We start from the raw sequence: 26,882 nt of genomic DNA on the forward strand, positions 1-26,882 counted from the left end.
GCGAGCGGTTCCCGCGCAGCGCTGAGCTGCGCGGAGGAACCGGCCCGCAGGAGAGCCGCCGAGGTTCCGCCGGTCAGTTCGGCGACGCCGCGTCGGTGAGCACGTGGTGCGGGATGACCGCGCGGACCGCGTCGTCCAGGTTGAGGCCCAGGTCCAATCCGCCCAGCAGCTCCGGGAGTTCGCCGCCCGGCACCCGGCGCGAACCGGGCCAGCTCTCCGGCACCCGCTCGACCGAGGTGCACGCGGGCACCAGCTGGCTGCCGTCGTCGAGTTCCGCGACGTAGACGGCGGGTTCGCCCGCGCCGTTCTCCGGGTCGTAGACCAGCACGTCCGCGGCCAGCACCGCCGGGGCGAGCTCGGTGTCGGGGACCTCGCCGGTGGCGATGCGGTGCAGCACCCGCTCCAGCTCGTTCACCGGCTCCGGCAGCGCGAAGGTGAGGTCCGAGGGCTCGTACTCGTCGTTGTACTGGAACTCCGGATCGATCTCGCCGTCGGCGTCGATGTGGTACGCGCCGACGACGCCTTCCGGCGGCACGTCGTCCCCGGACTCCTGGTAGCCGGGGTCGACGATGTAGAGCCAGCTGTTCGGAGTCTGCCTGGCCTGCTCCCGCATCTCGTCGGTGATCGGCGGCGGCCCGGGGCGGTCGGGTTGCTCTGACATGGTGCTGGCGTCCTTCTTCGGAGGGGAGTGCGGAGCTCGACCGGGTGCCGGCGGCGCGATCTTCGAACGACCCGCCCGCCTCGTCCGTGCGAGGTGTACCCGTTGAGCGTGCCAGTTCTACCGGCCGGTGCCGGGTGGAGCGGGCAGCGGGTCCGTCCATCCCGGTCGGACACTCGCGCGGATCGCGCGGCACGCGGCCGGATTCACCGCCGCGGCAACGGGTTCCGGGAGTGGTGCGAGACCGGTGCACCCGGTCGCGGATACGCCTTTCCGAGGTGCCGGTCCGGCCGCGGCCGGGGCAGACTGGGCGAGCGGCGAGTTCGGGAGGCGGTCGGCATGATCGGTCAGCGGGAAGCACTGCACCTGTTCGGGTGCGAGGTCTTCGATCCGGCGGGACACCGGATCGGGATCGTCGGCCAGCTGTTCCTCGACGAGGCCACCGAGCAACCCGCGTGGATCACCGTGCAGACCGGCCTGTTCGGCACCAACGAGAGCTTCGTGCCGCTGGACGGCGCCGCCTTCGACGGGGACACCCTGACCGTTTCCGTGCTGAAGGAGACGGTGCGCCAGGCGCCGCACGTCCGGCTCGACGACGGCGATCTGATGCTGGAGCAGGAGCACGCGCTGTACCTGTACTACGGCATCGAGTACGGCGTGACTCCCGCCGAACCCGAGCCGGTGCGGCAGGGGGACGGGGCGACCGCGTCGGCCGATCCCGCCGAGCAGGGCGAACTGCCGCCGGAGTACGTCGAAGCGGTGCGGCTCAAGTTGCGGCGCTGGGTCGCGGCCACCTGATCACGACGACCGGCGCGTCCACGGACTGGGAACCTGCGAGGTTCCCGAGACCGTTCGGTGACCTTTTCCCGCGTCCTTCACGAATGGCCGAAGGAGACCGGGTCCGAGATTGCGGCGGCGTTTCCAGTCATCCGCTCGTGCCGCCATCGGAGTGACGAAAACGGCTTTTCGTAAACAATTCCGAGAGCTGAGCGTGCGCGTCCCCATCCGCTCGACGAGGCGTGTCCGGGCATCCGGGCGAACTCCGGCGAGAAATGCGAACGCGCTGCGTGGCCGACGCTGATGGCTTCGTAATCGCAGGTAGATCCACTTTGTTCCCTCATTTTCGGCAAATCCGTGGAATGCCGTTACATCTACGACACAAGGGCTTGGCGACAAATCGCCAAGCGGGTCTTTTCGCTTGTTTTCATGGTTTACGTTCGGATTGCACCATCAGATCGCCGTCCGGCCCCACCCGGATGGCGCTGAAGGAAGAGGGACCATGAAAAAAATGCTCTCCCGAAGCAGGTTCGCGGGCGCCGGAATCACCGCCGCCGCGCTCGTGTTCGCCGGTGCCCCCGCTTTCGCGGCGCCGACGCTCGCGCCGTTGACCCTGCACCCGGAAGCCGGCGTGCTCTCCGCCGACGGCTCCGCCGACTCCTACATCGTCAACCTGAAGGACGGTGAGAACGCCGCCGCGGTCGCCGCGGGCCTGGGCGTGCGAGCCGACCACCTCTACGCGCACAGCCTGAACGGGTTCTCGGCGACGCTGAGCCCGCAGCAGCTCCAGGCGGTGCGCGCGAACCACGACGTGGAAGGCGTCTCGCAGAACTTCCACGTCCAGGTCGAGCAGCCGCAGCGGCCCGCCGCCGTGGAGTCCTGGGGCCTGGACCGGATCGACCAGCCCGCCTTACCGCTGGACGACACCTACGCGCCCACCGGCACGGGCGCGGGCGTGACGGCCTACATCGTCGACACCGGGATCGCGCCCGACCACCCGGACTTCGGCGGCCGGGCCTCCATCGGCTTCGACGCGACCGGCGGCGACGGCAGCGACGGGCACGGCCACGGCACGCACGTGGCGGGCACCATCGGTTCCGCGACCTACGGCGTGGCGAAGGAGGCGGCGCTGGTCGGGGTGAAGGTCCTCGACGACAACGGCAGCGGCACGACGGCCGACATCATCGCCGGGCTGGACTGGGTCGCCCAGGACGCCGACGGCCCGGCGGTGGCGAACATGTCCCTGGGCGGCAGCAAGGACCCGGCGCTGGACGAGGCCGCCACCGGCCTGGTCGACAGCGGCGTGTTCCTCGCGGTCGCGGCGGGCAACGAGTCGCAGGACGCGGAGAACGTGTCCCCGGCCAGCGCGGAGGGCGTGTTCACCACGGCGGCCTCCGACGACGCCGACGGCTCGGCGTACTTCACGAACTTCGGTGCGACGGTGGAGGGCTACGCGCCCGGTGTGGACATCGTCTCGCTCGCACCCGGCGGCGGGACGGCCACGATGAGCGGTACCTCGATGGCCAGTCCGCACGTGGCGGGCGTCGGCGCGCTGTTCCTGGAGGCGACTCCGGACGCCGCGCCGGCGGACGTGATCAGCGGGCTGCAGGGCGGTGCCGCGACGGGCGTGATCGCGGACGCGCCCGCCGGCACGATCAGCGATCTGCTCCAGACGGGCGATCTGTGATCCGAAGCGCGTGACCGCGCCGGACTCCGCCTCGTTGATCCTCGGCGGGGTTCGGCGCGGATTCGGAGTTCGCTGGGGCATTCGGCGGAAGACGGGGCGCCGCCGAATGGTGTTCTACAAAGGTTGAACGGGGGCCTACTGCAAAAGTGGGTTCCCGCGACGGTCTCAAGATGGTTACGTTCCCGATCGAGGGGGCCGATCGCTGCCTGTCGCGGAACTGGTCCAGACCAAGATCGACTAAGGTCCGACTGAGCCTGTGAAGGCACGTCACGAAAGGGTGTGCCGTGTTATCCGGATACACCGAGGCGCCTGAGCGCGCACAGCCGACCTCGTCTGAGCGGGCCGTGCCCGGCCAGGGCCGGGCCGGAGCGACGGACACCGAACGTGCCGTCCGATCCCAGGTGGAAGCGCGGGAGGCGGTCGTCTCCGTGGCGCGCGCCGCCAAGGCCCAAGCGGGCAGCGCGGGCGGAGTGCTGCAGGTCGTGCACGGCGCCCGCCGCGTCGGCTGGGCAGCCTACGAACTCCAGCGCAGCGCCACGGAACTCGTGCAGGGCGTCGCGAAACCGCCGTACGCGGCCACCGGATCCCTGGATTCGCTCGAATCCCGCAAGCTCGCCGAAGGCGTCAACTACCAGGTGCTCTACGACCGCTCGGCGCTCGCGCGGCCACCGCAACTGGAGTTGACCTCCCGGCTGGTGGCGCTCGGCGAGCAGGCGCGGGTGATCCACGTGGCGCCGACGAAGATGATCCTGGTCGACAACGAGGTGGCGCTGCTGCCGCTGACCGCCACCGACCAGACGGTGGAGAGCGCGGTCGTGATCCGCAGCTCGGCCATGCTCGTCGCGGTGATGCGCATCTTCGAGGACCTGTGGCGCTTCGCCGCGCCGTTCACCTGCGAGCAGGAACGGCTCAGCGGCGAAGACCAGCCCTCCGAGGAGGAGCGCTGGATCCTGTCGCTGCTGGCCTCCGGCGCGACCGACGACACCATCGGCAGGCTGATGGGCTTCAGCGCCCGCACCGCGCACCGCCGGGTCCGGGAACTCATCGCCCGCCTCGGCGTCGAAACCCGCTTCCAAGCAGGAATGCAAGCGGTCAAACTCGGCTGGCTCTGAGGCTGCTTCGCTGCTCGTTCTGCTTTCGTGGTCGGGTGGCGGAACTTCGGCGTCCTCCTCGCTGCGGGATCGATTTCGCGAGTGGATCCGCCACGCGCGCAATTGCCGTCCTCGCGGGACGAATGCTGAGAATCCGCTGCGGTGCCGGTGGTCGCCGCTGACAAGATCGACTGGTTTCCGGTGCGCCGGCCGTCGGCGGGTTGTTTCCGCTGTGGAAGAGCGCCGTGCGGTGCCTCCTAAGGTGGGGGCATGTCTTCGCGTCGGCGGGTGGATCCGCAGGAGTTGCGCGGTGCGATCGAGGTGGTCGGGCCGTGGCTGGGAGATGAGCGGCAGGAGCGTCCGCGCCGCGCCGAGCTCGCGGCGGCGGTCCGGTTGAGCCTGCGCACGCTGGAAGACCTCGCGCCGGGGCGGACCGTCGAAGTGCGGGTGCCGCCGTTCGCCGCCGTGCAGTGCGTCGCGGGACCGGAGCACACCCGGGGCACCCCGCCGAACGTGATCGAGACCGATCCGCGCACCTGGCTGCTGCTGGCCACCGGCCGAGCGGACTTCGCCGAAGCCGTCGACGAGGGCAAGGTCAGCGCCTCCGGCTCCCGCGCCGACCTCACCCGCTGGCTCCCGCTGGTGCGCACGACCGCGTGACGAGCGAAGCGCGGCCACGCCCCGCGTCCGCGCCGGGCCGCCGCTGCGGCTAGAAACGTCCGCATGATCTCCCGCTCCGACCCCGCGTCGCGCAGGCCCGAGCACATCGCCTCCGTGCTGCGCGAACGCGTCTACGGCAGCATCGCCTGCCTGAGCACGCTGCTCGTGCTCGTCCGGCACCCGGGCGAGCACCTGGAGCCGTGGGCCGCCGTGCTCGACGTCGTGGTGGCCACCGGCGGCCTGTGGGCGGCGAGCCTGCTCTCCGAGTACGTCGCGCACCTGGCGGTCCGCGAGATCGTGCCGGAGCGGGCGCACCCCGTCGAGATGCTGCGCTCCTCCGGGCAGATCCTGCAGGCCGCCGTGCTGCCGGTGGTGCTGCTCGTCGCCGCCGCGCTGGGCCTGATCCCGGTCGGCGTCGCCGGGTGGATCAGCATCTGGTTCCTGGTCGCCACGATGGGCCTGTTCGCCGTGCTCGCGGTCCGCCGCACCCGCCTGCCCTGGTGGAAGCGCGCCGCGTTGGTGCTGGTGCTGATGGGGATCGGCCTGCTGGTGATCCTGCTCAAGACCGCCCACTGAGCGCCGCGCCCGCTCGCCCGCGTGTTCGCCCGAGCACGCAGCGCGACCGGAATCCCGATGACCGGGTTCACACCGCCGCCGCGGCGGCGGCGAAACTCCTGGTGAGCCGGGGGCGTCCGGCGGGCTTGCGGAGACGGCCGGTCATCGGGGCTTCGGGTCCCGTTTACACTGAGGCGTAAGCCCGACTCCGTCCTCCAGGGAGTTCTCGGTGGTCTCCGACCGGCCAGACGGCAGTTTCCCCAGTGCGTCCGACTCGACGCTTCCCACCGATCCGTTCGAGCAGGACGTGCCGCACGAGGAGTGCGGTGTTTTCGGCGTGTGGGCGCCTGGCGAGGAAGTCGCCAAGCTCTCCTTCTACGGCCTGTTCGCACTCCAGCACCGCGGCCAGGAAGCCGCGGGCATCGCCGTCGGCGACGGCTCGCAGGTCTTGGTCTACAAGGACCTCGGCCTGGTCAGCCAGGTGTTCGACGAGCAGGTGCTCGCTTCGCTGCGCGGCCACGTCGCCGTCGGCCACAACCGCTACTCCACGACCGGCGGCGCGAGCTGGGAGAACGCCCAGCCCACGTTCCGCACCACGGTCTCCGGCCGCGGCCTCGCGCTGGGCCACAACGGCAACCTGGTGAACACCGCCGAGCTCATGGAGCGGATCGTCGCCGAAGGCGTGGACACGGTGTCCGCGAACAGCTCCTCGCCCGCCTCCGCGTGCGAACGCGCCACCACCGACTCCGACCTGGTGTGCGCACTGCTGGCCGCGCACGCCGCGGACAAGGGCATCGAACAGGCCGCGATGGAGCTGTTCCCCACCGTCCAAGGCGCCTTCTCGATGGTGTTCTCCGACGAGACGACGCTGTACGCGGCCCGCGACCCGCAAGGCGTCCGCCCGCTCGTGCTGGGCCGCCTGGAACGCGGGTGGGTCGTGGCCAGTGAGACGGCCGCGCTGGACATCGTCGGCGCCTCCTTCGTGCGCGAGGTCGAACCGGGCGAGCTGCTCGCGATCGACGAGGACGGCCTGCGGTCGCAGCACTTCGCGCACCCGAAGCCGAAGGGCTGCATCTTCGAGTACGTCTACCTGGCCCGTCCGGACACCACGATCTCCGGTCGGTCCGTCAACAGCACACGCGTGGAGATCGGGCGCAAGCTGGCTCGCGAGCACCCGGTGGACGCCGACCTGGTCATCCCGGTGCCGGAATCCGGCACGCCCGCCGCGATCGGCTACGCGCAGGGCTCCGGCATCGACTACGGCAACGGCCTGGTGAAGAACTCCTACGTGGGGCGCACCTTCATCCAGCCTTCGCAGACCATCCGCCAGCTCGGCATCCGGCTCAAGCTCAACCCGCTGCGCGAGGTCATCCGCGGCAAGCGGCTCGTCGTCGTCGACGACTCGATCGTGCGCGGCAACACGCAGCGCGCCCTGGTGCGGATGCTCCGCGAGGCAGGCGCCATCGAGGTGCACGTGCGGATCGCGTCACCGCCGGTGAAGTGGCCCTGCTTCTACGGCATCGACTTCGCCTCCCGCGCGGAGCTGATCGCCAACGGCACCGACACCGACGGCATCCGCCGCTCCATCGGGGCCGACTCGCTCGGCTACGTATCGCTGGACGGGCTGATCTCGGCCACGGAGCAGCCGCGCACCCGGTTGTGCGCCGCCTGCTTCGACGGGCATTACCCGATCCCGCTGCCCGAGGAGGCCCAGCTCGGCAAGTACCTGCTCGAAGGCGTGTCCGACACCGCGGAGAAGGGCGTCGCCGGTCCCGCGGAACCGGTGCTGCCCAGCGGTTACGGCGGCGCCGACGCGCTGCGCAGGCCCTGACCGCACGCGGCGGCGGTCCGGATCCGGGCCGCTCGGGCGCCGCGTAGCGTGATGCCGCCGTCCGCCCGCTCGCACCGGCAGGGACGGGGAATCCGCACCGGCCGGAGCGGGATTCGGCGGGTGCGCCTGTGGTAGGCAAGGGGCGGTGGTCGTTGTGGGATGCCCCACATCGCCCGCGTGGGCCGGGAGGCCCGCCACGACCGGGGCTCCCGCGAGCCCGCCAACAGCAAACGCACATCAGATGTGGAGTCAGTCGTGTCCGAAGACCTGCTCGCAGGGGCGAAAGCCGCCGAAGCGGAGAAGGCCACCTACGCGAACGCGGGGGTGAGCATCGAAGCCGGCGATGAGGCCGTGCAGCAGATGCTGCCCTGGGCGAAGCGGGCGAGCAGGCCGGAAGTGCTGGGTTCGCTCGGCGGCTTCGCCGGCCTGTTCCAGTTGAAGCTGGACCGGTGGACCGAGCCGGTGCTGGCCTCCTCCACCGACGGCGTCGGCACCAAGCTCGCGGTGGCCCAGGCGCTCGACAAGCACGACACCGTCGGCATCGACCTGGTCGCGATGGTCGTCGACGACCTCGTGGTCTCCGGGGCGGAGCCGCTGTTCCTGCAGGACTACATCGCCGTCGGCAAGGTCGTCCCGGAGCGGATCGCGGACCTGGTCAAGGGCGTGGCCGAAGGCTGCGTGCAGGCCGGTTGCGCGCTGCTGGGCGGGGAGACCGCCGAGCACCCCGGCATGATGGCGCCCGGCGAGTACGACATCTCCGCGACCGGTGTCGGCGTCGTCGAGGCTGGCGCGATGCTCGGCCCGGACAAGGTCCGGCCCGGCGACGTGGTGATCGGAATGGGCTCGTCCGGCCTGCACTCGAACGGCTATTCGCTGGCCCGGCACGTGCTGCTGGAACTGGCCCGGATGCCGCTCACGGGGCACGTGGAGGAGTTCGGCCGCACGCTCGGCGAGCAGCTGCTGGAGCCGACGCGGATCTACGCCAAGGACTGCCTGGCGCTCGCCGCTGAGACCGCGGTGCGGACGTTCGCGCACGTCACCGGCGGTGGCCTGGCCGCGAACCTGGCGCGGGTCGTCCCGGCGGGCCTGACCGCGGTGCTGGACCGCGGCACCTGGACCCCGGACCCGGTGTTCCGCCTCATCGCGCAGCGCGGCCGGGTCGAGACCGAGGAGATGGAGCGCACCTTCAACATGGGCGTCGGCATGGTCGCCGTCGTCACCGCCGAGGACGTGGACCGGGCGCTGGCGGTGCTCACCGCGCGGCACGTGCCCGCGTGGGTGCTGGGCGAGGTCGCGAAGCAGCCGACGGTGGAGGACGCCGCCGAGGACCAGCGCGTGGTCGTGCGGGGCAACCACCCGAGGTTCTGAGCTCCTGATCGACGAGAGGGCCGCGACCGGCTGACCGGTCGCGGCCCTCTCGCGTCGGCGGAATGCGGTGCTGCCCGGCAGGTGTTGTGGTCGGCGAAGACCGACCGCGAGCAAGGGGAGCCGCCATGACCGACCACCACGAACACGGGTCGCGCTCGGGGCCGGGCGGCGCGTCGTGGGCCGTGGCGATCTCGGCGACGCTGCACTGCCTGACGGGCTGCGCGATCGGCGAGGTCCTCGGCATGATCATCGGAACCTCGCTGGGCCTGCACAACGCGGGCACCGTGGTCCTCGCGGTGGTCCTCGCGTTCGCCTTCGGCTACGCGCTGACGATGCGCGGCGTGCTGCGCACCGGAGTGGGCCTGGCCGCCGCGTTCCGCGTGGCGCTCGCCGCCGACACGGTGTCCATCCTCGTGATGGAGGTCGTGGACAACGTGGTGATGGTCGTGGTCCCCGGCGCGATGGACGCGGGCGCGGGCAGCGCGCTGTTCTGGGGCTCGCTGGCGTTCTCGCTGGCCGTCGCGTTCGTGCTGACGGTGCCGGTGAACAAGTGGCTCATCGCCCGCGGCAAGGGCCACGCCGTGGTGCACGGGCAGCACTGACCGCCTGTCGTCGAACGCGTTCTGCTTCGCGGGTCGGGTGGCGGAACCTCGCGGGAGCGCCGCTGGTCACCGCTCAGCGGCTCCGCCCGGCAAGACGACGATCAAGGATGCGGCTCACCTGGAACGGCAAGACCGGCGGCAGGCTCCGAGCGGGCGCGGCGAAGAAATCCGAGCCGCGGGGAATTCCGGGCAGGGCCCGTCCGTTGTACGGATTGGTCGGTGTGCGCGTGCCCCCGGGCTCCATCACGAGCCTGCAGGGAATACCGTTCGGCTGGAGCCCTGCAGCGCCACCCGCCGAGAGGCGGCCCGCACACCGGCCCTTTACTTGTTCCCACCCTGGTCCAGGCGCGAAAAAAGTGCGCCGGGATGACCGGCGCACTGATTTTCGCTTCACCGGGCGCGCATGGCGATCACGCGCCCGTTCCGGCCGCCGGCATCACTCGCTGATGCCCGACACACGGCCTGTTCCGCCCGGTCGGCGCACATCAACGATGCGCACCGGCCGGGCGATCTCGACAGGACCACCAGCTCGTGCTTCTCGCCCACGGAACGACACCGGGAACGCTACGACGGCTACCGGCGACACAGAGCACCGAGTGGACGAACAAGCCGTCCACCCGGTGTGTACGTGCCGTCAACGCCGGTAGTCGTCGTACCCGTCGTCGTATGTGTCGTCGCGGTCCTCCTCGGACCATTCGCCAGGCGGTTCCGTGGACAGCTCCCGCTGCAATGCATCGACGTCCATGGTGGGCGAGCTGTACTTCAGCTCGCGGGCCACCTTCGTCTGCTTGGCCTTAGCCCGGCCGCGCCCCATGGCTCGACCCCCTCGCGCAGGGTGTGCGGGGCGGCCAGGGGAACGGCGGCCCCGCATGATCTCGACAACTTTTCCTGTAACTACCGTACCGTGCCGATGCGGTTCTACGCGACGTGGTCTCGTGGAGAGCTTCCGTGTCGCGCGTGACCTTCCCCCTAGATCGCGAATCGGCGGTCCGCGATCATCGTGTCGTGGCTCGCCGTGGAACGCGGGCAGCCGAAGACACCATCGGGGCGCATGGCACGATACTCGCGTGCCAGAACCGTTCGTCGCCTACCTGAGGGTTTACGAACCCCTGTCGTCGATCGATTCCCCGCTGCGCGAGCGGCTCGCCGCCACCCTGGAGCAGGGCGCGCTGGAACCGACCGTCGCGGCGACCAGGGAACAGGACCAGTGGCTGCGCACCCAGGTGACGGCCCCGCCGAAGCTGCTGCCGGGCGAAGCCGCCGACGGCACCGCCGAGCACTCCGGCGACGTCCTCACCCTCGACCCCGAGTCAGTGCCGAGCGGTCCCGCCGCCACGGTCGGCCCCGGCCCGCTGGTGTGCCCGCTCGATCTGCGCGGCCGGTCCGCGGCGGCGCTCGTCGGGTTCCTCGGCGCGGCGGAGGTGCCGCTGCGCTCGGCGGTGGTGTCGCTGCCGGTGGAGAAGGCGAAGAACCAGGCCAGCGCCGTGGTCAGCGAGCTCGCGGAGAACGCGGTGCACGTGCTGTCGTCGACCTGGACGGTGCCGCTGCCGTGGTTCGTGCTCGTCGACCCTGCGGAGCGGGTGACCGAGGACGAGGACGGCAAGCGGCGGGTCTGCTGGCGGGTCGCGATGGCCGATGCGCGGCGCCGCGTGGCGCGGGCGCACACGGTCGCGCGGGACTCCATCGGCGACGGCGGGCCGACCAAGATCCTCCGGGAGACCGGGCGCTGGCTGGAGCGGTTCCACCCGCACTCCGCGGTCGAGCTCGACTACGGCGGCCTGGTGCAGATGATGAGCCGCAGCGACCTCGACGCCGACACCTCGGCCGAGGACGTGCACGCGATCATCGACGCGATGGAGTCCGGCGACAACGTCGAAGTCGGCGAGCGCTACGAGGCGCTGCGCGACTTCTGGTCCGAGTTCGCCGCCCACGAGCGGTACAACTGAGCCAGCCCGAGCACGAGATCGCCGCGCGACGTTCACCGGCGGCAGCGGACCTCGCCGTTGAGGACCGCGAACCAGGCCGAGTCCGAGTGCGTCCACTCGCGCCAGGCACCGCTCAAGCGCTCCAGTTCCGCACGGGTGGCCAGGCCCCGGTTCAGCGCCTGCTCGGCGAAGGCGGAGTCCAGGACGCGGTCCGCCCACAGGCCGCCCCACCACTCGCGTTCGGCGGGCGTGGCGAAGCACCAGGCCGTGGCGGTGGCGTCCACGTCGCCGAAGCCGTCGAACCCGGCGTCCCGCGCCCAGCCGAGCAGTCGCCGCCCGGCGTCCGGTTCGGCGTCGTTGCCGCGCGCCACCCGGTGGTAGAGGTCGAGCCAGTCGGTGAGCGCGGGCAGCTCCGGGTACCAGGTCATCGCGGCGTAGTCGGCGTCCCTGGCGGCGACGATCCCGCCGGGCCGGCACACCCGCCGCATCTCGCGCAGCGCGGCGACGGGGTCGGTGAGGTGCTGCAGCACCTGGTGGGCGTGCACCACGTCGAACGAGCCGTCCGCGAACGGCAGCGCGTACACGTCGGCGACCTGGAACGTCGCGTTCGCGGGCGAGTCCGCCGCGGCCTGCTCGACGATCCCGGCGGCGTTGTCGACGCCGGTGACGTGGCCGGGGGCGACGCGGTCGGCGAAGTCGTGGGTGATCGTGCCCGGCCCGCATCCCACGTCGAGCACGGTCGTGCCCGGCAGCAGGTCGTCGAGCAGGTAGGCGGCGGAGTTCTCCGTGGTCCGCCACCGGTGCGAGCGCAGCACGCTCTCCTGGTGGCCGTGCGTGTACACGTCTCCGTGCGCCATCCGGGCTCCCGGCTAGTGGGACGGAAATTCCGGAATCTGAGCCTACGGCGGCGTGCGACCAGCAACAAGCCCTCGTAGCGCGGCGGGTTCGCCCGCCGAGCTCAGGCGCTCAGCACGCCGGGGATCACGCGCAGGACGCCGACCTGCCGCTCCCCGCCGAGCAGCGGCTGCTCGGCGATGTCCTTCACGCGCCCGCCGGTGACGTCCACGCCGAAGGCGCGCAGCACCTCGACCGCCACCGGCCCCCTGGCGCGGGAGGCGCCGTCGCTGATCTTGACCGCCGCCGCCCGGCCGTCGGGCAGCGCGAGTGCGAGCACGCCCTCCGCGCCGATCTTCGAGAGCAGCCCGGGCACCGCGGTCATCAGCTCGGTGTCGTCCCGGTCGGTACCGGCGACCAGCCACGGATGGGCCCGCATGGCGTCCGCGACCCGCCCGGCCGCGCCGCCCGCGGTGACCATGCCGCGGAACAGCCGTGCCAGCCCGGTCAGCGAGATCGCGAACAGCGGCGCCCCACAACCGTCCACAGTGGCTGTTTCGATCGATTCCCCGGCGAGCTCGGCGATCGTCTCCCTGGCGCCCAGCTGCAGCGGATGCTCCGGATCCAGGTAGTCCGCGACGGGCCAGCCGAGCTGCACGCACGTGGCCAGCATCGCCGCGTGCTTGCCCGAGCAGTTCATCGCGAGCCTGCGCCCGCCGGTGCCGTCCGCCAGCCACCGCTGCCGCGTCGGCTCGTGCATCGGCTGGTCCGGCGGGCAGCGCAGCGCGTCCTCGCCCAAGCCGTGCCGCGCCAAGACCGCCGCGGCCCGCTCGAGGTGGCCGGGTTCCCCGTTGTGCGAGGCCGCGCCCAGCGCCAGGTCGGCGTCGTCGGGGAGTTCCAGGCCGGCGCGCAGCATCGCGAGCGCCTGCGCGGGTTTCACCGTGGAGCGCGGGAACATCGGAGCGGTCACGTCCCCGACGGAGCGCAGCACCGAGCCGTCGGAATCCAGCAGCACCGCCGAACCGAAGTGCACGCCTTCGCGCAGCCCGCCTCGCACCAGCTCGACGAGTGGAGCGGGAGCGTTCACGGACGGTCCCGCTCGGCGGCCAGCAGGTCGTCCACGGACGCCGCGCCTTCCCGGTAGCGGCGGGCGATCTCGGCGTTGAACAGGTCCACCACCGCCTGCACCTCGCGGCGGCGCTGCGAGACCGAGTCCTCCTCCGAGGTGTAGGCCGCGAGCGCGGTGCTCAACTTGGCGTCGACCAACGACATCACGTTCGACAGGTCCACGTCCGACACCAGCGCCTCCACGTGCCTGCGGTGCGCCTCGGCCCGCGACGGCTCGGTGGTCTGGTAGCGGCCGGAACCCGTGGCCGGGCCGACGGCGTTGTCGGACAGGATGTTCACCAGCTGCTCCACGACCGACGCGGAGCCGTTCTCGGAGCGCCTGCGCTGCTCGGCGCGCACGATGTCGATCCGCGCGTGCAGCATCCGGCGCAGGTAGGACAGGTCCGTTTCCTCCTGAGCGGCTTCATCGCGCAGTCCGCGGACCTCGCCTAGTCCGAGCTCTTCGATCCCGTCGGCGTACTCCGGGTCCAGGACCCGGTCGATCCGGCGGCGCCCACCGGGGCGGACTTCGATCACGTGCCCATCCTCCGTCGATCGTGCCCACCGGCACTCGATGCCCTGGCGGCATCGTCACGGCCGGCGCGGCTGGTGCGTCCAGTGTGCATGTCCTGCAAGTGCTCCCGCATCACGTCTTGATCCCGAGTGCCGGGGCCGCCTGGTCCGGGGGCAGCGGGGGGCGCTGCGCGATCTTCGCGACGCCGGCGGCTCTGGCGACCAGTTGCGCGTCGTCCCGGGCCGGCGTCCCCGGCGCGTAGTCGGGGGTGTCGGCGCGTCCGATCCGGACGTGCGCCCCCGCCGCGAGCGCTGCGAGCAGCACCGGCAGTCCCGCGGATCCGACCCCGGCGGCGGTGCATCCCGTTCCCCGCGGCAGCAGCTCCATTGCGGATGCAAATTCGGTCACGGTGCTCGGCGTACCCCGTGCGCCCGCTCGGGGCGAGCGGCTAGCACGAGAAGTCTCGGGTGATCCGTGGTTCTCGCCCGAGCCGGTGGAGCCCGGGAACTCCGCTCCGGTCGAGAACCGGGCTTCGCCGGTGAACACGAGGATCACGTGCGCCGGATCCGGAATCTCCCGCAGCACGGCCAGATCGGCCGAGCCGCGGGCCAGGAAGTGCACGGCCGTCCCGCGCTCGTGCGCGCCCGCGCGCAGTTCCCGCACGAATTCCGGTGACGCGTCGAGCGGGCAGCTCAGCGCGTGCGCGCCGCAGTCCACCAGCTCCGGCAGCGGCGTGGCCTCGGAGCCGGTGACCCGCACGAGCAGGCCCGTCCGCTCCCGCACGGTCGCGACCAGATCACCGAGCGGGATTCCCGGAACGGGCGGCAGATCGACGACGGCCGCGCCGACCCGCGCGCACCCGGCGGCGGACCGCACGATCTCCGCGACCGATGTGGACGTGCCGTCGCCAGGCTGAGCCGCGGCGACGGCGAGCACCGTGCCGGTCGGTTCCGGCGACCCTGTCATGGGGGTGATCTTGGCACACCCACGGGGGCGCGTAGTTGTTCCGATCCGTCAAATGACCATCGGACGGGTGACCGGTGCGGCCGACTTCACCCACGGTGGCCACGATCGCCCGCTGTGCGCGGGATCCGGCCAACGCGCGCCACCGGCCACCGCGGCCGGGAGCGCCTCAGCGCCCGCGGAGTCCTTGCGCGGCGATCCGGCCCGGCGGCTCCCCGGTGTCCGGCGGCACCGAATCCGGGTCGACGGCCGCCGCGACCGCCCGGTCCTGCTCGGCGTCGCCCGCGACCAGCTCCACGTCCACCGGCGCGGTCCGCTTCAGCAGCGCCAGCACCACCGGGCCCAGCTCGTGGTGCAGCACCACCGAGCCGACCCGGCCGACCTTGCGCTCCCCGTGCCACACCGGATCACCGGTCTCCGGCCGGATCTCCACCGAACCGTCCAGGTGCAGCAGCACCATGCGCCGCGGCGGCTTGCCCACGTTGTGCACCTTGGCCACCGTCTCCTGGCCCCGGTAGCAGCCCTTCGCGACGTGCGCGGCGGTGTGGATCCAGCCCATCTCGTGCGGGATCGCCCGATCATCGGTGTCCACGCCGACCCGCGGGCGCAGCGCCTCCACGCGCAGCGCCTCGTAGGCCATCGTGCCCGCCGGGCGCACGCCTGCGTCGGTCAACCGCGTCCACCAGTCGACCAGCGAATCCCGCGGCACCACCAAGTCCACCGTGTACAGCCCGCGGAACGGCACGGCCCGCGCGAAACCACCGCCGGGCAGGCCCACCACCTCGTATGGGTTCGTCGGCACCGAGCTCACGCCCGCCTTGCCGAGCAGCTCCACCGCGTCCGGGCCGAGCACGCTCAGCAGCGCGAACTCGCCGGAGGCGTCGCGCGGTTCGACCTTCGACCAGAACCGCATGGCCTCCAGGTACTCCAGCAGCGACTGCTCGCCGTCCACTCCCATCGAGGGCAGCGCGCTGGAAGCCCGCGCCGCCGCCTCGGTGTCCAGGTACACCACGCCCTCGTGGTGCGCGACCATCGCGTGGCAGTCGATGTGGCCCTGGCTGTCGAGCACCAGCGCCTCGGTGCCCTGCCCCTCGGGCAACTCCGTGAGGTGCTGCGAGAGCACCAGGTGCAGCCAGCTCAGCCGCTCCTCGCCGGGAACCGCGATGATCGCGCGGTTCGACCGGTCGACGACCACCGCGGATCGCGTCGCCGAGCGCTGCTCGGCGAACGGGTCGCCGAAGTGCCACGCCACACCCACGTCCAGCGAGGTGTCCAGCGAGGCCTCCTCCGGGGCCGCGACGGCTCCGGGCAGCTCCAGCAGGGGTGAGTTCATCGTGTCTCCTCGACCGCGCGCTCCAAGTGGTCGACGTCATCGGCACCGCGGCAGCCGCGGCACGTTCCCGACAACGCCAGATGCGTGGCGTCCAGTTCGAACCCGCTTCGCCGCCGCAGCAGCTCCGCGAGGTCGTCCAGCAGATCGCACGGCACCTCGTCGATCTCCCCGCACCGGTGGCAGACCAGGTGCACGTGCTCGTGCTCATCCGCCGAGTACGTCGGAGCGCCGTGCCCGAGGTGGGTGTGGCGCACCAGCCCGATGTCCTCGAGCGCGTCCAGCGCACGGTAGATGGTGGTGATGTTCACGGTGTGCGCGGTGCTGCGCACCCGGCGGTGCACTTGCTCCGGGGTGGCGTGGCCGAGCTCGCGCACGGCGTCGAGCACGAGCCGCCGCTGCGGGGTGACCCGCATGCCGTGCCGGTGCAGCGTGGTGCGCAGCGATCCCGTCTCACCCACTGCCGGCTCCCGTGCTCGACGATCCTGACGTACCCCTCCGATCGTATGCCTTACCGCTCCGAGGGATCCGCCCGCTCGCTCCGCCTCGGCGGGTGGCGGCTGCTGGACGGGGCTGAGCGCTGCGCGCGTCCGGGCGCGGCTTCGCCACGCGGACCCACCGCGCGGAACGAGGTCGAGCTCGGGCGCTTAGTCTGCGGGTATGCGCGTATTGGCTCTGCTGGATGGGACGTTGGCGGATCCCGAAGCGCCGTTGATGCGGGCCGACGACCTGTCGGTCACCCGTGGCGACGGCATCTTCGAAACGATCTTGGTGGTGGCGCGGAACGCCCGCGAGATGGGGCCGCACCTGGACCGGCTGGAGCGCTCCGGCGCGCTGCTGGACATCCCGACCCCGCCGCGCGCCGCGTGGGAGCGCGCCGCGCAGGCCGTGATCGACGCGTGGCCGTGGGACACCGACCACGAGATGGCCCTCAAGCTCGTGTGCAGCCGGGGCGTCGACGGCGGCGACGGCACGCCCACCGGGTTCGCCATGGGATCCCCGGTCGGCCCCGACACGTTGCGCAAGCGCCGCGACGGCCTGGTCGCGGTCACGCTCGATCGCGGGTTCGCACCGGACCTCAAGGAACGCGCGCCGTGGCTGCTGCTGTCGGCGAAGACCCTGTCGTACGCGGTGAACATGGCCGCGCTGCGCGAAGCGGAACGCCGCGGCGCCGACGAGGTGATCTTCACGGCCACCGACGGGTCGGTGCTGGAAGGCCCCACGTCGGCAGTGGTGCTGGCCCGCGGCCGAACCCTGATCACGCCCCCGCCTAGCAGCGGCATCCTGCCCGGAACCACGCAGGGCGCCCTGTTCCGGGCCGCGGAGAAGGCCGGTTGGGAGACGAAGGTCGAGCCCTTCGACCAAGAGGAGCTGCGCACCGCCGACGGGGTGTGGATGACCTCCAGCGTCCGGCTGGTCACCCCGGTGCACACCCTCGACGGCACTCCGATCAAGGCGGACCCGGAGCTGTACCGGGACCTCACCGGCCTCTACGAGTCCCTCTACTGAAGCGATCGGCCCCGCGATCTCACGGGAGATCGCGGGGCCGATCGTCAGCCGACGATGCGTTCGAGCTTCGCGGACAGGCGGGGCTGCAGTTCGTGCTCCGAGGTGGCGCGTTCCTCCACGTAGGCCAGCGACCCGTCGACCACGCCGTAGAGCCGGCTCGCGGCCGTCGCGTCCTCGGCGGTGGGGGTGCGGATCACCGCGTCCGTGGCCAGCTGCCACGTCGTCTTGTTCCGCTGCTGCCCGAAGAACATCTCGGAGACGCCGGTGCTGTGCACCAGCAGCAGTTCGATCGTGTCGTCGGGCTGCGGTCGCCACCAGCCGACCTCGCGGAACGCGGGGGCCACCACCGAGCCGCCCTCGCCGTCGAGCCGCCACGCCCTGCTCTCGTAGTACAGGAACGGGCGCCCGTCGTGGGCGAAGGTGACCTGCTGCAGGAAGCGGTAGCTCTCGTCCTGCGACGGGTGCGCCGCCTCGCCCTCACCGCGCCACACGCCGACCAGCGGCAGCAGCATCAAGCAGGCGCTGTGCAGGTCAGGGCCTTCGCGGAGGTTCGCGGTGTCGCCGACACCGGGCAGGTCGTCGAAGGACGGCACGTTGCGTTCGCGGGTGACCTCGGCACGCTCGGCGGCGGCCTGCACGGCCGCATCGCCGCTACCGGGCTCCGGCTGGTTGGACGTCGCAGTCATCGTTCGCAGATTACCCGCGGCACCGGCGCGGCAAGCCTCGCGGGTCAGTCGTTGTACAGCCGGAACAACACGTACCCGGCGAACCACAGGACCATGATCGTGGCGACGACGAGCAGCGAGACGAGGCCGTAGTGCAGGAAAGGTATGAGTTCCACGCGCAAAGGATAACCACCGCGAGCGGCCCGTGGAGTGTGGCGTCGGGCATGATTCCGGAGCACAGATCGCCACAGCAGGGGGGAACCGGGCCGCATGACCGATTTCGACACGCTGCGCGAGCACGCGCTGGCCTTCCGGGAGGATCTGCTCGCGCGCAAGGAGAAGCTCGCGCCCGCCGAGTTCGACTGGTACCCGTACGACACGATGGCGAACATCTTCCACCTGGACCGGTTGCTCTCCGACCGGAACCGGTCGGTGTTCGACACCCTCGCCGGGAGCCGGATCGCCGACATCGGCGCCGCCGACGGGGACTTCGGCTTCTTCCTGGAGAGCGAACTGGGCTGCCAGGTCGACGTGATCGACAACCCGCCGACGAACTTCAACGGGCTGCGCGCCGCGCGCCGGCTGGTCGAGGAGCTGTCCTCCTCGGTGCGGGTGCACGAGATCGACCTGGACTCGCAGTTCGCGCTGCCCGCCGAGCGGTACGGGGCGGTGTTCTTCCTCGGGCTGCTCTACCACCTGAAGAACCCGTTCTACGTCCTGGAAGCGCTCGCCCAGCGGGCCGAGCTGTGCTTCCTGTCCACCCGCGTCGCGCGGCAGGCGCCGGACGGCACGCCGCTGCGCGACCAGCCGGTCGCCTACCTGCTGGACCCGGCGGAGGCGAACAACGACGCCACCAACTTCTGGATCTTCTCCGAGGCCGGGCTGAAGCGGCTGTTCGAGCGCACCGGCTGGGAGGTCGTCGAGTTCGTCACCGTCGGCTGCGAGGAGGGCTCCGAACCCGCCCGCGCCGACCGCGACGAACGGGCCTTCGCCATGCTGCGCTCCCGCCGCGCCTGAACGCCGGACGCAGCAGGGCCGGTACCCGAGCGGGTACCGGCCCTGTCGCGATCTTCGTGGATCAGGCCACGGCGATGTCCACGGCGTGGACGCCCGGTCCGGAGGCGGACACGTCCGACTGGCCCTTGCCGTCGCGGTGCAGCGCGCGCACCGTCCACGATCCGGGCGCGGCGTAGAACCGGAAGTCGCCCTCCGGGGAGGACACGACCTCGGCGGTGAACTCACCGGTGGCGTCCAGCAGTCGCACGAACGCCCCGCCGACCGGCGTGGAACCGGAGTGCACCTTGCCGGTCACGACGATCTGATCGGTGTCCTCGGCGACGGCGGTCGAAGTCTGCTGCGGCGCACCGCATCCGTCCAGGCTCATGCTCACGCTCCCTGTTGGCTCGGGTTCTCGACCGGCACGCCCACCAGCGAGCCGTACTCGGTCCAGGAACCGTCGTAGTTCTTGACGTTGGCGTGCCCGAGCAGCTCACGCAGCACGAACCAGCTGTGCGACGAGCGCTCCCCGATGCGGCAGTAGGCGATGGTGTCCTTCGAGTCGTCCAGACCGGCCTCGGCGTAGATCTTCTTGAGGTCGTCGTCGGACTTGAAGGTGCCGTCCTCGTTGGCGGTCTTGCTCCACGGCACGTTCACGGCCTGCGGGATGTGCCCGGCGCGCTGCGCCGACTCCTGCGGCAGGTGCGCCGGCGCGACGAGCTTGCCCGCGAACTCGTCGGGCGAGCGCACGTCCACCAGGTTCTGCGCGCCGATGGCGTCGACGACCTCGTCGCGGAACGCGCGGATCGAGGTGTCGGGCTCCTGCGCCTGGTAGCTGGTGCCCGCGCGGTTCGGCTCGTCCTTGACGAGCTGGCGGCCGTCGAGCTCCCACTTCTTGCGCCCGCCGTCGAGCAGCTTCACGTCCTGGTGGCCGTAGAGCTTGAAGTACCAGTAGGCGTACGCGGCGAACCAGTTGTTGTTGCCGCCGTAGAGGATCACCGTGTCGTCGTTGGAGATGCCCTTGGCCGAGAGCAGCTTCTCGAAGCCGGCCCGGCTGACGAAGTCGCGGCGCACGTGATCCTGCAGGTCGTTGCGCCAGTCCAGCTTGATGGCGCCGGGGATGTGGCCGCCGTCGTAGGCGGTCGTGTCCTCGTCCACCTCGGCGAACACGACCTTGTCGGTGTTCAGGTTCTGTTCGGCCCAATCGGTGGAGACCAGGACCTCTGCACGGCTCATCGAGCGACTCCTTCTTGTTCTCGTTCCTTGCACGTGTGTTGTGGACTCACCCGGTGTGGGCCTGCTTCGCCGGGACGACCCGGCGCAGCACCAGGTACAGCTGACAGCCGAGGCAGTAGCCGAACACCGCGTTCAGCAACGCCGCCACCAGCGCGAACGCGTTGGCGACCATGCCCAACGTGGACCATTCCAGGGCGTATCCGGCGGTGGCGACCACCGTGAACACGAAGCCGACGCCCTGCGAGAAGCGCACCGGCGCCGGGGCCTCCCGCTCGGCTTCCGGGATCGGGCGCAGCTTCGGCGCCACGGCGGAGCGGAACACCGCTCCCCACGGGTTGAGACCCATGCCGACGAAAGCGCACAACGCGAACAGCACCGTTTGCACCGCGAGCACGCGCCAGCTCCCGGTGACCAGGCCGACGGCCAGGATCACGCTGGTGATGGCGGCGGTGAAGCGGACTCCACGCGGGTCCAGGGTGGCGGGCATGAGCATCCTCCGTAGCGGTACCGACAGGGTGGACCGGATCTCGTGGACCGGCTGATCGACCGGTCCGTCCGGCGGCGCTGGATGCGGGCTTCTGCGCAGGAGAAATTCCTTGCGAGCGCCACGGGCATCCGTCCTACCGCCCGGTCAGTGCCTGGGACACAGGCTGCTGCCCACGCGGCAGAAGTCCACCGCGCGCCGTCGGGTCAGCAGTACATGCACGGCTCGGAGGCTACCCGTTTCGACCGATCGGCGGGAAGAATGTTCACTGGGTGAGACGCATCGCGTACTCCGGTTCGCCGCGTCGGCGCGGTGAAACAGCAGCTCACCGGTGCCGCGCGGGAGGTTCTCGGCAGCTGCGGTGACGGTGCTCGCGGTTCTGGCTTCCGGGTTTCCCAGCATCCGGATAACCGCGGCGGGAGCGGTGGCGCTCATGGCAGGTGCGGTCGCAGCGCGGCGGTGAGCTCGTCGCGGCGGGGCACCCCGCCGACGCGGAACAGCTCCTTGCCGGAGCCGTCCAGCGCGAGCGTCGTGGGCGTGCGGTGCACGCGCAGCGGCGTGGACCACTCCGGGTGATCGGTGAGGTCGACCTCGACGTGGCGCATGCCCTCGGTGCGCTGCGCCAGGTCGGCCAGCAGGATGCGGGTGTGCCTGCAGGGCGCGCAGAACGTGGTGGACAGCTGCAGCAGCGTCACCCCGGTTCCGTCGAGGTCGCCGAGCCGGGCGCGCAAGCCGTCGGGGAGTTGATCGGGCACGTCCGGTGCAACGTCCGCGGACGCCTCGGTCTTCCCGGATCCGTCCGCGGGTTCACCCGTCCCGAGCGGGGTGGTCGTCGCGGCCGGGCGCACCCGGCCCTCGCGGGCGCGCCAGATCACCCCGAACACGAGCGTCGCCGCGACGACGGCGAGCAGCACGACCCAGCCGGTCATCCGGTGGTCACCCCGCCGGAACCGATCGTGACGTCCTGCGCGGTGCCCTCCATGACCAGCGCGCCCCGTTCCACCCGGACCGCGGTGGGCGTGACGGAGAACGGCAGCACGCCGGGGTCGATGGTGGTGGTGAACTGCTGCAGGATCGACTTCTCGAACACGTCGCCCAGCGGGATGTCGGACAGCGCCTGGTCGGCGATGTCGAGCTTCTTCGGCTCGATGGTGATCTGGCCGTTGAGCAGCGACAGCACCCCGATGACCTTCACCCGCACGTTGTTGCCCGCGATGTCGAGGGAGCCGTCGAGCGCGACCGTGGCCCTGCTCGGGTCGCTCGCCCCGGTCCCGGTGGTGCCGCCCGATCCGTCGTTGCCGTCGGCCGGTTCGTCGAGCGCGTCCTTCGGAGCCGGGTTGATCGTCAGGTCCGTGATGCCGATGTAGCGGCCCACGTCGGAGGCCTTGAGCTTCACCCGCCCGACCAGCTCGTCGACCTGGATCTCGTCGGCCTTGCCCGCGATCACGTCGCCGAGCGCGACCCGGGCGTGGTGCAGGTTCGCCTCGACGCCGAGTTCGCTGAGCTGCCCGACCCGCACGGCCTTCGCGGCGAGCTCCACGTCCTGGTAGTCCCCGGCGACGGCCTGGGTGAGGAACGGGAATCCGTGCACCCGGACGGACGGGTCCTCGTCGAGCTTCAACTGCTCGCGGACCTTCTGCGACACCTGGTACTCGGCGACCGACGCCGCGCCGTAGTCGGCGACCACCAGCAGGCCGAGGACGATGACGAGGGTGACGACGAGCTTCTTCACCGCGAGCGGTCCGTTCTGTCGGGGTCTCGGATTCGGGGCGGAGTGGATCGTGCGGGGTTGATCCGGTTCACCTTCGCACTTGACCGCCCGCCACCGACAGGTGTGCTCGGCAACAGGTGGTTCGCGGAGGCCATCGCGCCGCTGCGCGGCTGCTCACGGTCGTGGGCCGACGGCGGTGCGCGCCCAGGCGGCCATCCGGTCGACGAGGTCGCCGCCGGTGGCGCTCTCCGCGTGCCGCATGCCCGGTTCCAGCCACAGCTCACCGCCCGCGGCGGCGTGCAGCGCCTGCGCGTCGGCGACCGGGAAGTAGTGGTCGTCGGTGCCGTGCACCAGCAGCGTCGGGGTCGGGGCCAGCCGCGACGCCAGTTCGATCGGCGAGGCGGGGACCTCGGGCCACTCGCCGCCGAGCCGCACTCCCAGCAGCCGCGCCGCCCACCGGCCGTGCGGCTGCTCCAGCAGCCAGTGCACCCGGCGCATCGCCGGGGTGTCGCGCACCCACCAGCGCGCCGGGCCGCTCACCGAGATCATCGCGTCGGGACGCTCGGCCGGTGCGGCCAGCGCCGCGTGGCGCAGCACCACCGAACCGCCGAGCGAGAACCCGAGAGTGACGACGCGCCGGTGCCCCAGTTCGCGCAGCCGGGTCAACGCCGCCGTGATGTCCTGGACCTCGGTCGGCCCGACGGACGTGACCCCGGCGGAGCGGCCGTGGCCGCGGAAGTCGACGGCGAGCACCGAGCCGTGCTCGGCGAGTCGCCGCAGCACTCGGCGCACCGCGGGTTTCCGGATGTGGTTGGTGAATCCGTGCCCGACGGCGAACGCCAGGTCGGAGCTGCGCGGGCAGCGGTGGTAGAGGCCGCGGAGCCGGACCCCGTCGGCCGCGGTCAGCGTGATCGGGCGCGGCCGAAACGTGGCCGTAACGTGGCTTCGCGGCCCATTCACAAATGTGACGCCGTCGGTTTCACCTGGGGTTTTCGCACTCATCAGGGTTATTGTGCTTGGTATCCACAGGCAACGAAGCCGGGTCGTCCGGCCCAGCACGCTGGCTGAACGGCCTTCGTGAGCCAGCCGCTTCGGTGTTGGCCCTGGGACGGGAGGCCCCCCCGCATGAGTTCCGAACTGCTGCTGTTGACCAGCGACCAGAACGGTGAAGCCGCACTGCCCGCACTGGCCCTGCTGCCGCACCGCGTGCGCGTCCTGCCTCCCGACCCCGGCGCGATCCTCTCCGCCGGCACCCACGACGTGGTGCTGGTCGACGCCCGCACCGACCTGGCGGGGGCGCGGGACCTGTGCCGCGTGCTCGCCTCCGGCGACGCTCCGGTGATCGCGATCGTGAACGAGGGCGGCCTCGTCACGATCAGCGCCGAGTGGGGCGTGGACGACATCCTGCTGCCGACCAGCGGCCCCGCCGAGGTCGACGCGCGGATGCGGCTGCTCACCACCCGCCGGAGCAGTGAGAACGCCACCGCGGACGGTTCGCTGTCGGTCGGCGACCTGGTCATCGAGGAGGCGACCTACACCGCGCGGCTCAAGGGCCGGGCGCTGGAGCTCACCTACAAGGAGTTTGAGCTGCTCAAGTACCTGGCGCAGCACGCGGGCCGGGTGTTCACCCGCGCGCAGCTGCTCCAGGAGGTGTGGGGCTACGACTTCTTCGGCGGCACCCGCACCGTCGACGTGCACGTGCGCCGGCTGCGCGCGAAGCTCGGCGCCGAGTACGACTCGATGATCGGGACGGTGCGCAACGTGGGCTACAAGTTCGTCCGCCCCGCCCGTCCCGGCCAGGCGCAGCCGAAGACCCCGGTGGACGCCGACGCGACCGCCGTCGCCGAAGCCGAAGCGATCATCGCCTCGCACGCCTGACCTGCTCGGACGACCGGCGGACGAGTCCGCCGGAGAGCATTGCGACGCCCCCTGGCGCCTAGCGGCCAGGGGGCGTTGCGCTGCGCACCGGCCGACTTCGTCACGTGTCGCGGCGAGGCGGTCGGTGGGTAACGTCGGGGCCGTGCAGCTGACGTGGCGGAACGGACTGGACAAGGCCGAGGTGGCCGAGGTGATGGCGCTGCTCGGCGCGGCGGAGCAGGCCGACGGGGTCGCTCCCGCCGGGGAGCACGTGATCTTGCGATTGCGCGCGCACCGCGACGTGGCGCAGCAGATCGAACCGGTGCAGGCGGACGTGCGGTCGGAGCACTTCGTGGTGCGCGACGCCGCGGACGCCCTGCTCGGCTACGCCCACCTCGACGTCGAAGGAGAACCGGGCGAGCCGCTGGTGGCGGAGCTCGCGGTGCACCCCGAGCACCGGCGCCGCGGTGTCGGCACCCGGCTCGTCGAGGCGCTGCTGGAACGCGCCGACCTGGCGCCGGGCCCCGAGGGCGACAGCGGCAGGTTGCGGGTGTGGTCGCACGGGGAGCACCCGGGTGCGCTGCGGCTGGCGGAGCGGTTCGGCTTCGCCCGGCCGCGCGAGCTGTGGCGGATGGGCGTGCGGCTCTCCGACGCGCACCTGCCGGAGGTGTCGCTGCCGGAGTCGGTGACGATCCGTGCGTTCCGGCCGGGCGCGGACGAGCCCGAGGTGGTGCGGGTCAATCACCGTGCGTTCCAGTGGCATCCGGAGCAGGGCGCGATGAGCGAGGCGGACCTGCGGGAGAAGGAGGGCGAGGACTGGTTCGACGCGGCCGGGTTCCTGCTCGCAGTGGACTCGCAGGACCGGTTGCTCGGCTTCCACTGGACGAAGGTGCACCCGGGCGGTGAGGGTGAGGTGTACGTCGTCGGCGTCGACCCGGACACGCAGGGTAACGGGTTGGGGAAGTCGCTGACCGTGGCCGGATTGCGGTATTTGCGGCACGTCGGTTGTTCCTGGGTGCTGCTCTACGTGGAGGGCGACAACGTGCCTGCCATCAAGGTCTACCAGCGGTTGGGCTTCGAGCGGACGGACATCGACGTGCAATTCGGGCGCTGAGCCGACGCCGGGCCGCTGGATCACTGGTTGCGAACGGCAAGGTCACGACAAGATTGCGCGTCACCCGTTGGAACGTGGCGCTGCTTACTAAGCGTGCCATGTTCACTTCTCGTTCACTTCCTGCATGGCGCCAGTCCACTCCCGCTGCTTAGCGTTCCAGGACGAGCGGCAGCGTGCCGCGTCCACGGTGTTTCCCTGATCATGGAGGAACCGAAGTGAAGATCAAGCGCCACAGTGCCGCGCTGGGCTTCCTCGCGGCGGGCACGCTCGTGCTGTCGGCCTGCGGTAGCGACCAGAACATCAAGGCCGAGGACGTCAACCCGGCGTTGTCGAACTTGAACGTGGAATGCGGCACCAAGCCCGTCTCCTCCGAGGGCTCCTCCGCGCAGAAGAACGCCATGGACGTGTTCGCCCGCGACTACAGCTCCAAGTGCGAGGGCCAGGAGCTGCGCTACACGAAGTCCGGTTCGGGCAAGGGCGTCTCCGCCTTCAACGCCGGTCAGATCGACTTCGGCGGGTCCGACTCGCCGCTGGACGAGGAGGACGGCGAGGTCGCCAAGGCCGCCGAGCGCTGCCAGGGCAACCCCGCCTGGAACCTCCCGATGGTCTTCGGGCCGATCGCGATCTCGTACAACATCCCCGGCGTGAGCGACCTGACGCTGAACCCCGAGCTGATCGGCAAGATCTACCAGGGTCAGGTCAAGAACTGGAACGACCCGGCGATCGCGGCGCTCAACCCCGGCAAGAAGCTGCCGGACCTCGACATCGTGCCGTTCTACCGCTCCGACGAGTCCGGCACCTCGGACAACTTCCAGAAGTACCTGAAGACCGCCACCAACGGCGCGTGGACCGGCGAGGGCAAGCAGTTCCGGGGCGGCCCCGGCGTCGGCCAGGGCAAGGAAGGCAGCGACCAGGTCTCCCAGGCGGTCCAGGCCACGCCCGGCGGCATCAGCTACATCGAATGGTCCTTCCCGAAGAACCTCGGCCTCGGCATCGCCAAGATCGACAGCGGCTCGGGCCCGGTGGAGCTCACCACCGCCAACGTCGGCAAGGCCATCAACGAGGCCAAGATCGAGGGCGAGGGCAACGACCTGCGCGTCGACCTCGACTCGATCTACGGCAACAAGGCCCCCGGCGTCTACCCGATCGTGCTCAACACCTACGAGATCGTGTGCTCGAAGGGCTACGAGCCGGAGACCGCCAAGGGCGTCAAGGCCGCGCTGACCATCGCCGCGAACGCCAACCCCACCGAACTCGAAGAAGCCGGGTACGTGCCGCTCCCGCAGGAGTTCAAGGACAAGGTGCTGACCGCGGTCAACGCCATCTCCTGATGCTGAACCTCGGCGCACGTCCCGAAGTGAGAGGCTGCGAACCGCAGTGACCGACTCGACCCGAGCCGATCAACGCC

General features: G+C 71.2%; 29 protein-coding genes. 14 read left to right on the forward strand and 15 right to left on the reverse strand.

Translation table 11 applies throughout. The features are described 5' to 3' along the window. Nucleotides 1–73: 73 nt before the first annotated feature. Nucleotides 74–661: a type VII secretion system-associated protein gene (locus OOZ19_RS00495; RefSeq protein ID WP_266086974.1), complete on the reverse strand. Its 588-nt coding sequence runs from the start codon at nucleotides 659–661 to the stop codon at nucleotides 74–76. A 336-nt stretch (nucleotides 662–997) separates the two neighbouring features. Between OOZ19_RS00495 and OOZ19_RS00500 the strand changes: the two genes are divergently transcribed. From OOZ19_RS00500 to OOZ19_RS00535, 8 genes are all read left to right on the forward strand, one after another. Next, nucleotides 998–1,456: a PRC-barrel domain-containing protein gene (locus OOZ19_RS00500; RefSeq protein ID WP_266086976.1), complete on the forward strand. Its 459-nt coding sequence runs from the start codon at nucleotides 998–1,000 to the stop codon at nucleotides 1,454–1,456. A 490-nt stretch (nucleotides 1,457–1,946) separates the two neighbouring features. Beyond that, nucleotides 1,947–3,122 carry a S8 family peptidase gene (locus OOZ19_RS00505; RefSeq protein ID WP_266086978.1) on the forward strand — a complete coding sequence of 392 codons (1,176 nt, stop codon included), beginning with the start codon at nucleotides 1,947–1,949 and terminating at the stop codon, nucleotides 3,120–3,122. A gap of 401 nt (nucleotides 3,123–3,523) precedes the next feature. Next, complete coding sequence (locus tag OOZ19_RS00510) at nucleotides 3,524–4,234, forward strand: helix-turn-helix domain-containing protein (protein WP_266086980.1); 711 nt, start codon at nucleotides 3,524–3,526, stop codon at nucleotides 4,232–4,234. A 249-nt stretch (nucleotides 4,235–4,483) separates the two neighbouring features. Further along, on the forward strand, nucleotides 4,484–4,873 hold the full coding sequence (locus OOZ19_RS00515; RefSeq protein WP_266086982.1) for a sterol carrier family protein: 390 nt from the start codon (nucleotides 4,484–4,486) through the stop codon (nucleotides 4,871–4,873). 63 nt (nucleotides 4,874–4,936) lie between these two features. After that, a complete protein-coding gene (locus tag OOZ19_RS00520) occupies nucleotides 4,937–5,449 on the forward strand; it encodes a hypothetical protein (RefSeq protein WP_184484375.1) in 513 nt (170 codons plus the stop codon). Between the two features lie 286 nt (nucleotides 5,450–5,735). Beyond that, nucleotides 5,736–7,259, forward strand: coding sequence for an amidophosphoribosyltransferase (purF, locus tag OOZ19_RS00525; protein ID WP_266087729.1), 1,524 nt, complete (start codon nucleotides 5,736–5,738; stop codon nucleotides 7,257–7,259). Nucleotides 7,260–7,514: 255 nt separating this feature from the next. Beyond that, entirely contained in the window at nucleotides 7,515–8,627 is a 1,113-nt protein-coding gene (purM, locus tag OOZ19_RS00530; RefSeq protein ID WP_266086985.1) for a phosphoribosylformylglycinamidine cyclo-ligase, read from the forward strand. A 125-nt stretch (nucleotides 8,628–8,752) separates the two neighbouring features. Continuing rightward, the gene (locus tag OOZ19_RS00535) at nucleotides 8,753–9,229 is read left to right on the forward strand and encodes a DUF4396 domain-containing protein (RefSeq protein WP_266086986.1); all 477 of its coding nucleotides are present in this window, start codon (nucleotides 8,753–8,755) and stop codon (nucleotides 9,227–9,229) included. Nucleotides 9,230–9,863: 634 nt separating this feature from the next. Here the strand turns inward: OOZ19_RS00535 and OOZ19_RS00540 are convergent. Beyond that, nucleotides 9,864–10,043: a DUF3073 domain-containing protein gene (locus OOZ19_RS00540; RefSeq protein WP_184484381.1), complete on the reverse strand. Its 180-nt coding sequence runs from the start codon at nucleotides 10,041–10,043 to the stop codon at nucleotides 9,864–9,866. 253 nt (nucleotides 10,044–10,296) lie between these two features. On the opposite strand from OOZ19_RS00540, the gene OOZ19_RS00545 reads away from it, so the two are divergent. Beyond that, entirely contained in the window at nucleotides 10,297–11,175 is an 879-nt protein-coding gene (locus OOZ19_RS00545) for a DUF8083 family protein (RefSeq protein WP_266086987.1), read from the forward strand. Between the two features lie 32 nt (nucleotides 11,176–11,207). Here OOZ19_RS00545 and OOZ19_RS00550 read toward each other — a convergent pair whose 3' ends face one another. The 6 genes from OOZ19_RS00550 to OOZ19_RS00575 form a co-directional block, all read right to left on the reverse strand. Then, on the reverse strand, nucleotides 11,208–12,011 hold the full coding sequence (locus OOZ19_RS00550; RefSeq protein WP_266086989.1) for a methyltransferase domain-containing protein: 804 nt from the start codon (nucleotides 12,009–12,011) through the stop codon (nucleotides 11,208–11,210). A gap of 101 nt (nucleotides 12,012–12,112) precedes the next feature. Continuing rightward, on the reverse strand, nucleotides 12,113–13,075 hold the full coding sequence (locus OOZ19_RS00555; protein ID WP_266086991.1) for an asparaginase: 963 nt from the start codon (nucleotides 13,073–13,075) through the stop codon (nucleotides 12,113–12,115). Next, nucleotides 13,072–13,632, reverse strand: coding sequence for an RsiG family protein (locus OOZ19_RS00560; RefSeq protein ID WP_266086993.1), 561 nt, complete (start codon nucleotides 13,630–13,632; stop codon nucleotides 13,072–13,074). Before OOZ19_RS00560 ends, OOZ19_RS00555 begins: the two co-directional genes overlap by 4 nt. Before the next feature lie 109 nt (nucleotides 13,633–13,741). Next, nucleotides 13,742–14,575: a 3-keto-5-aminohexanoate cleavage protein gene (locus OOZ19_RS00565; RefSeq protein WP_266086995.1), complete on the reverse strand. Its 834-nt coding sequence runs from the start codon at nucleotides 14,573–14,575 to the stop codon at nucleotides 13,742–13,744. A gap of 166 nt (nucleotides 14,576–14,741) precedes the next feature. After that, nucleotides 14,742–15,905: a CAF17-like 4Fe-4S cluster assembly/insertion protein YgfZ gene (gene ygfZ, locus OOZ19_RS00570; protein ID WP_266086997.1), complete on the reverse strand. Its 1,164-nt coding sequence runs from the start codon at nucleotides 15,903–15,905 to the stop codon at nucleotides 14,742–14,744. Next, nucleotides 15,902–16,363, reverse strand: coding sequence for a Fur family transcriptional regulator (locus OOZ19_RS00575; RefSeq protein WP_266086999.1), 462 nt, complete (start codon nucleotides 16,361–16,363; stop codon nucleotides 15,902–15,904). Before OOZ19_RS00575 ends, ygfZ begins: the two co-directional genes overlap by 4 nt. A gap of 199 nt (nucleotides 16,364–16,562) precedes the next feature. Here OOZ19_RS00575 and OOZ19_RS00580 point away from each other — a divergent pair, with 199 nt between their 5' ends. Continuing rightward, a complete protein-coding gene (locus tag OOZ19_RS00580; protein WP_266087001.1) occupies nucleotides 16,563–17,411 on the forward strand; it encodes an aminodeoxychorismate lyase in 849 nt (282 codons plus the stop codon). Between the two features lie 44 nt (nucleotides 17,412–17,455). Here the strand turns inward: OOZ19_RS00580 and OOZ19_RS00585 are convergent, their stop codons facing one another. Further along, the gene (locus tag OOZ19_RS00585) at nucleotides 17,456–18,097 is read right to left on the reverse strand and encodes a heme-binding beta-barrel domain-containing protein (RefSeq protein ID WP_266087003.1); all 642 of its coding nucleotides are present in this window, start codon (nucleotides 18,095–18,097) and stop codon (nucleotides 17,456–17,458) included. A 249-nt stretch (nucleotides 18,098–18,346) separates the two neighbouring features. Between OOZ19_RS00585 and OOZ19_RS00590 the strand changes: the two genes are divergently transcribed. Then, nucleotides 18,347–19,093 carry a methyltransferase domain-containing protein gene (locus OOZ19_RS00590; RefSeq protein WP_266087005.1) on the forward strand — a complete coding sequence of 249 codons (747 nt, stop codon included), beginning with the start codon at nucleotides 18,347–18,349 and terminating at the stop codon, nucleotides 19,091–19,093. A gap of 61 nt (nucleotides 19,094–19,154) precedes the next feature. Here OOZ19_RS00590 and OOZ19_RS00595 read toward each other — a convergent pair whose 3' ends face one another. From OOZ19_RS00595 to OOZ19_RS00620, 6 genes are all read right to left on the reverse strand, one after another. Next, the gene (locus OOZ19_RS00595) at nucleotides 19,155–19,460 is read right to left on the reverse strand and encodes a DUF1416 domain-containing protein (protein ID WP_266087007.1); all 306 of its coding nucleotides are present in this window, start codon (nucleotides 19,458–19,460) and stop codon (nucleotides 19,155–19,157) included. Between the two features lie 2 nt (nucleotides 19,461–19,462). Further along, nucleotides 19,463–20,308 (reverse strand): sulfurtransferase, encoded by an 846-nt coding sequence (locus OOZ19_RS00600; RefSeq protein WP_266087009.1) that lies wholly within the window; start codon nucleotides 20,306–20,308, stop codon nucleotides 19,463–19,465. A 46-nt stretch (nucleotides 20,309–20,354) separates the two neighbouring features. After that, entirely contained in the window at nucleotides 20,355–20,801 is a 447-nt protein-coding gene (locus OOZ19_RS00605; protein ID WP_266087011.1) for a DUF4395 domain-containing protein, read from the reverse strand. Between the two features lie 422 nt (nucleotides 20,802–21,223). Then, the gene (locus OOZ19_RS00610; protein ID WP_266087013.1) at nucleotides 21,224–21,721 is read right to left on the reverse strand and encodes a TlpA family protein disulfide reductase; all 498 of its coding nucleotides are present in this window, start codon (nucleotides 21,719–21,721) and stop codon (nucleotides 21,224–21,226) included. Further along, entirely contained in the window at nucleotides 21,718–22,524 is an 807-nt protein-coding gene (locus OOZ19_RS00615) for an LmeA family phospholipid-binding protein (RefSeq protein ID WP_266087015.1), read from the reverse strand. The genes OOZ19_RS00610 and OOZ19_RS00615 overlap by 4 nt, the downstream gene beginning before the upstream one ends. 153 nt (nucleotides 22,525–22,677) lie before the next feature. Then, nucleotides 22,678–23,505: an alpha/beta hydrolase gene (locus tag OOZ19_RS00620; protein WP_266087017.1), complete on the reverse strand. Its 828-nt coding sequence runs from the start codon at nucleotides 23,503–23,505 to the stop codon at nucleotides 22,678–22,680. 123 nt (nucleotides 23,506–23,628) lie between these two features. Here OOZ19_RS00620 and OOZ19_RS00625 point away from each other — a divergent pair, with 123 nt between their 5' ends. From OOZ19_RS00625 to pstS, 3 genes are all read left to right on the forward strand, one after another. Next, a complete protein-coding gene (locus OOZ19_RS00625) occupies nucleotides 23,629–24,381 on the forward strand; it encodes a winged helix-turn-helix transcriptional regulator (protein ID WP_266087019.1) in 753 nt (250 codons plus the stop codon). A 142-nt stretch (nucleotides 24,382–24,523) separates the two neighbouring features. After that, a complete protein-coding gene (gene mshD / locus OOZ19_RS00630) occupies nucleotides 24,524–25,474 on the forward strand; it encodes a mycothiol synthase (protein ID WP_416309373.1) in 951 nt (316 codons plus the stop codon). A gap of 215 nt (nucleotides 25,475–25,689) precedes the next feature. Continuing rightward, nucleotides 25,690–26,805 carry a phosphate ABC transporter substrate-binding protein PstS gene (pstS, locus tag OOZ19_RS00635; protein WP_266087021.1) on the forward strand — a complete coding sequence of 372 codons (1,116 nt, stop codon included), beginning with the start codon at nucleotides 25,690–25,692 and terminating at the stop codon, nucleotides 26,803–26,805. Nucleotides 26,806–26,882 lie beyond the last annotated feature (77 nt).

It is taken from the genome of Saccharopolyspora sp. NFXS83, from assembly GCF_026241095.1.
GTDB lineage: Bacteria > Actinomycetota > Actinomycetes > Mycobacteriales > Pseudonocardiaceae > Saccharopolyspora_C.

Bases quoted from the DNA above. Each gene is read 5' to 3' on its own strand.
- OOZ19_RS00505 (WP_266086978.1), top strand. From the start codon at position 1,947: ATGCTCTCCCGAAGCAGGTTCGCGGGCGCCGGAATCACCGCCGCCGCG.
- OOZ19_RS00565 (WP_266086995.1), bottom strand. From the start codon at position 14,575: ATGACAGGGTCGCCGGAACCGACCGGCACGGTGCTCGCCGTCGCCGCG.
- OOZ19_RS00610 (WP_266087013.1), bottom strand. From the start codon at position 21,721: ATGACCGGCTGGGTCGTGCTGCTCGCCGTCGTCGCGGCGACGCTCGTG.
- OOZ19_RS00580 (WP_266087001.1), top strand. From the start codon at position 16,563: ATGCGCGTATTGGCTCTGCTGGATGGGACGTTGGCGGATCCCGAAGCG.
- OOZ19_RS00585 (WP_266087003.1), bottom strand. From the start codon at position 18,097: ATGACTGCGACGTCCAACCAGCCGGAGCCCGGTAGCGGCGATGCGGCC.
- ygfZ (WP_266086997.1), bottom strand. From the start codon at position 15,905: ATGAACTCACCCCTGCTGGAGCTGCCCGGAGCCGTCGCGGCCCCGGAG.
- OOZ19_RS00625 (WP_266087019.1), top strand. From the start codon at position 23,629: ATGAGTTCCGAACTGCTGCTGTTGACCAGCGACCAGAACGGTGAAGCC.
- OOZ19_RS00550 (WP_266086989.1), bottom strand. From the start codon at position 12,011: ATGGCGCACGGAGACGTGTACACGCACGGCCACCAGGAGAGCGTGCTG.
- OOZ19_RS00595 (WP_266087007.1), bottom strand. From the start codon at position 19,460: ATGAGCCTGGACGGATGCGGTGCGCCGCAGCAGACTTCGACCGCCGTC.
- OOZ19_RS00590 (WP_266087005.1), top strand. From the start codon at position 18,347: ATGACCGATTTCGACACGCTGCGCGAGCACGCGCTGGCCTTCCGGGAG.
- OOZ19_RS00540 (WP_184484381.1), bottom strand. From the start codon at position 10,043: ATGGGGCGCGGCCGGGCTAAGGCCAAGCAGACGAAGGTGGCCCGCGAG.
- OOZ19_RS00495 (WP_266086974.1), bottom strand. From the start codon at position 661: ATGTCAGAGCAACCCGACCGCCCCGGGCCGCCGCCGATCACCGACGAG.
- OOZ19_RS00520 (WP_184484375.1), top strand. From the start codon at position 4,937: ATGATCTCCCGCTCCGACCCCGCGTCGCGCAGGCCCGAGCACATCGCC.
- OOZ19_RS00605 (WP_266087011.1), bottom strand. From the start codon at position 20,801: ATGCTCATGCCCGCCACCCTGGACCCGCGTGGAGTCCGCTTCACCGCC.
- OOZ19_RS00535 (WP_266086986.1), top strand. From the start codon at position 8,753: ATGACCGACCACCACGAACACGGGTCGCGCTCGGGGCCGGGCGGCGCG.
- OOZ19_RS00620 (WP_266087017.1), bottom strand. From the start codon at position 23,505: ATGAGTGCGAAAACCCCAGGTGAAACCGACGGCGTCACATTTGTGAAT.
- OOZ19_RS00500 (WP_266086976.1), top strand. From the start codon at position 998: ATGATCGGTCAGCGGGAAGCACTGCACCTGTTCGGGTGCGAGGTCTTC.
- OOZ19_RS00515 (WP_266086982.1), top strand. From the start codon at position 4,484: ATGTCTTCGCGTCGGCGGGTGGATCCGCAGGAGTTGCGCGGTGCGATC.
- OOZ19_RS00600 (WP_266087009.1), bottom strand. From the start codon at position 20,308: ATGAGCCGTGCAGAGGTCCTGGTCTCCACCGATTGGGCCGAACAGAAC.